Source organism: Thermomonas sp., assembly GCF_019104945.1.
Taxonomy (GTDB): Bacteria; Pseudomonadota; Gammaproteobacteria; order Xanthomonadales; family Xanthomonadaceae; genus Thermomonas.
Genome location: NZ_JAHRWW010000054.1, coordinates 1 through 3,865 on the forward strand (window position 1 = coordinate 1; position 3,865 = coordinate 3,865).

The window sequence follows — 3,865 nt, forward strand, 5'->3', positions numbered from 1 at the left end:
TGATACTTTGCGCGATCGCTGCGTCCTTGGGGTCATCCATCACATGCCGCACAAACCCTTGGTCGATCTTGATCTGATCCAACGGCAAGCGCTTCAAATAACTCATGCTGGAATAGCCGGTGCCAAAATCATCCAGCGACAGACCAAACCCCATCGCACGCAGCTCTTGCATAATTGCGATGACGCCCTCCACATCCTGTAGCAGCAGGCTTTCCGTCAATTCCAACTTGATCCGCCGTGGGTTTGCGCCAGTATCACTCAACAAATCACGCAACTCCGCTACGAAATCTTCCTTACGAAACTGGCGCGCACTGACATTCACCGACAGGTTGAGATCAGCAAACCTTGGGCTCTCCTGCCACTGCGCTTGCAGACGCAGCGTTGAAGCCAGCACCCAGCGCCCCAATGCAATGATCTGCCCGGTTTCTTCTGCCAGCGGAATAAACTCGCCCGGCGGAACCAGCCCCTTCTCCGGATGGTTCCAGCGCACCAGCGTTTCAGCGCCATTGATCCGCCCACGAGCATCAACCTGCGGCTGCAGATAGAGCACGAACTGCTCTTGCTGCAGGCCAATATGCATTTCCGTTTGCAGCGCCACCCGCCGATCAACTCCCACCTGCATTTCAGCATCAAAAAAGCTCAGCGTGTTGCGCCCTTCATCCTTGGATCGGTACATCGCCAGCTCGGCCTGCTTCAGCATCGCATCAACCGTTGTTGCGCGAGCCGCATCGGCCACCACCACGCCCATACTCGCTGTTAGGTGATAGGTCTGATCACCGTTCAATAATGGCTCTCGAACTGCGGCAAGCACTTTATCTGCCACAACCCGCACCTGCGCCGCTGCTTCGGCCTTATCGCTGCTTAAATCATGCAGCAGCACCACAAACTCATCACCACTCAAGCGCGCCACCGAATCTTGCACCTGCACACACGCCTGCACGCGCTGCGCCATTTCTTTCAACATGGCATCCCCCACTTCGTGCCCACGGCTTTCATTGAGCATTTTGAAGTGGTCTAAATCCAGCATCAGCAAGGCAGTACACGTCCCTGCACGAAGATTACCTACCAGTGCCTGTTGCAGGCGGTCTGCAAATAGCCTTCGGTTGGGCAGCTGTGTCAGCGCGTCGTACATTGAGAGAAAGCGCGCTTGCTCTTCCGCTTCTTTGCGCGCGGTGAGATCGATATCCAAGCAAAACATTTCCGCAGGCTGCCCCGGCACCCGCACATAGGCATGGCTGGAAAACACATCTACCGGGCTGCCGTCTTTTTTCTTCAGCTGCAACTCACCGGCGGGGATGGGAACTTCCGTCACAAACATCTCATGCATCGCGTGGCGCACGCCTTCGTGCATCGGCGACGGAATAATGAGATCCAAAAGGTTTCGGCCAATCGCCTCGTCGGCCCGATACCCATACAGCTCTTCAGCGGCCTTGTTCCAGTAAAAGGTTGTGCCATCTTGCCGATAGCCCTGCACTGAGATCGCTGGCAATTCGTTTAATAGATGGTGTAAACGCTGCTCGGACTCATTGAGCCGGGTGACGTACTGCACCAACTCAAGCTCAGTGGCACGGCTTTGCCGCAAATCTTGCAGCAGCCAACCCAAAAACGCAGTAGCGGCTGCAAAAACCAGCACAAAGGAATACCCAATTTGCTGATTAAAATGCGCGCTTACAACTGGGCCTTCCAATTGTACAAACCCAAATATCAGCAAATGCAGCAGCACACCAAATACAAACAAAGCCCATGCCCCGATGGGCACATGCCAACGCTGGTGTGCGAAGCGATACAACAACCCCGCTCCCGTACTCGAAACGATGACCAAAACCCCGATGGCCATCCCTGCGCCGTCTAAACCCCAACGCACGCCAATGGCCATGGCCATCGCCACAAGCGCCACCCGCGGGCCGCAAATCAAGGCGGCCATGCTGAGCACCACAGACCGGGCATCAATCAATACCCCTCGGTCCAAAACCAGCGGCGCTAGCATCCCTAACGCACAAATGCCGCCGAATAACAGCCCGGAGATTGCCTGCTCAACCGTAGGGCGATTTTGATAAAACCGTAGGTTAACGCTGTACAAAAAGCACAGCGCAAGCAGTAGAGCTAGACCTTGGATGAGTTCCAGCAACATCAAACCCTATAGATTGTGGCGAAGTAGTTCTCGTGCTTAAAAACAGCACCCTAAGACCTCACTCTTGGGATAAACGCAAATTCTTCCACGTAACGGTCACGGCTCTGTTTTTAGAGTAGGTGCCTGCCAAATTCGGTGCCATAGCGCCGCTAATTGAATGAGCCCATTCACGAATGGCTAACCGGTTTTTACCGCTTAACGCACGCTCAACGCCAAACGCCTAAAAACGGCGCAAGATGCACTTTCGCTTCTATCGCGCTATCATGCGCACCCATCTTTCCATCCGAATGCAAGGATATAAAGCAATGTCCAGCTATCTGTTCACTTCCGAATCGGTCTCTGAAGGCCATCCGGACAAGATCGCCGACCAGATCTCCGATGCGGTGCTGGACGCGATCCTCGCCCAAGACAAACAGGCCCGCGTAGCCTGCGAAACCTTGGTCAAGACCGGCGCGGCCATCGTTGCTGGTGAAGTCACCACCAGTGCTTGGGTGGATATCGAAGCGCTGGCGCGTAAGGTGATCAACGATATCGGTTACAACAATTCCGACGTTGGCTTTGACGGCCATACCTGTGCCATCATCAATATGCTCGGCAAGCAATCGCCAGATATCAACCAAGGCGTTGATCGCAAGAAGCCGGAAGACCAAGGTGCGGGCGACCAAGGCCTGATGTTCGGCTATGCCTGCAACGAGGCTCCGGAATTCATGCCCGCCCCGCTGTACTACAGCCACCGCCTGGTGGAACAGCAGGCCAAGGTTCGCAAGGCCGGCAAGCTCAAGTGGCTGCGCCCGGACGCCAAGTCGCAAGTCACCCTGCGCTACGACGGCCACAAGGTGCTAGGCCTCGACGCGGTGGTGCTGTCCACCCAGCACGACCCGAGCATCAAGCAAAAAGACCTAATCGAGGCGGTGCGTGCGCACATCCTCGCCCCGGTGCTGCCGAAGAAGTGGCTGGACGCGCTGCCGAAAAACAAGGTGCACATCAACCCGACCGGCAAGTTTGTAATCGGTGGGCCGGTGGGCGACTGCGGCCTAACCGGGCGCAAGATTATCGTTGACACCTACGGCGGCATGGCCCGCCACGGCGGTGGCGCGTTCTCCGGCAAGGACCCCTCCAAGGTCGACCGCAGCGCCGCCTATGCCGCACGCTACGTGGCCAAAAACGTGGTGGCTGCAGGTCTTGCCGACAAGTGCGAAGTGCAGGTGTCCTACGCGATCGGCGTGGCCCAGCCCACCAGCATTTCGATCACCACCTTCGGCACCGGCAAGGTGGGCGATGACGTGATCGAAAAGCTGATCCGCGCCCACTTCGACCTGCGCCCGTATGCGATCACCCGCATGCTGGACTTGGAACACCCGATCTACCAGCCCACCGCCAGCTACGGCCACTTCGGCCGTAAGCCGAAAGAAATCAGCTACACCGACGGCGAAGGCAAGAAGCACAAGGCCACCACCTTCTCTTGGGAGAAGACCGACAAGGCCGAGGCTCTGCGCAAGGCAGCTAAGCTGAAGTAAGCTCGGCGCATAGGCAACACAAGAACGGCTCGCAGCAATGCGGGCCGTTTTTTACCCCACAATTAAACGACCCCCAGCCCCGCCAATACCGGCTCCGCCGCCAGCATCGCAATTTGCGCGCCAAGGACAAGGTCATCCACTTGGCCAAAATGATGGTGGCGCAAATAGCCTTTACGATCGATAAGCAGCAATGTGGGCGTGCCGCGCATACTGTAGG

General features: G+C 56.7%; 2 protein-coding genes. One reads left to right on the forward strand and one right to left on the reverse strand.

What is annotated here, in order from left to right; genetic code table 11:
* A partial coding sequence (locus KUL77_RS12520) for an EAL domain-containing protein (RefSeq protein WP_297147847.1) occupies positions 1 to 2,131 on the reverse strand: 2,131 nt, incomplete at its 3' end.
* A 305-nt stretch (positions 2,132 to 2,436) separates the two neighbouring features.
* Here KUL77_RS12520 and metK point away from each other — a divergent pair.
* On the forward strand, positions 2,437 to 3,648 hold the full coding sequence (metK, locus tag KUL77_RS12525; RefSeq protein ID WP_297147853.1) for a methionine adenosyltransferase: 1,212 nt from the start codon (positions 2,437 to 2,439) through the stop codon (positions 3,646 to 3,648).
* Positions 3,649 to 3,865: the final 217 nt, after the last annotated feature.

Excerpts from the sequence above, each read along its gene's own strand:
- metK (WP_297147853.1), top strand. The coding sequence starts at position 2,437 with ATGTCCAGCTATCTGTTCACTTCCGAATCGGTCTCTGAAGGCCATCCG.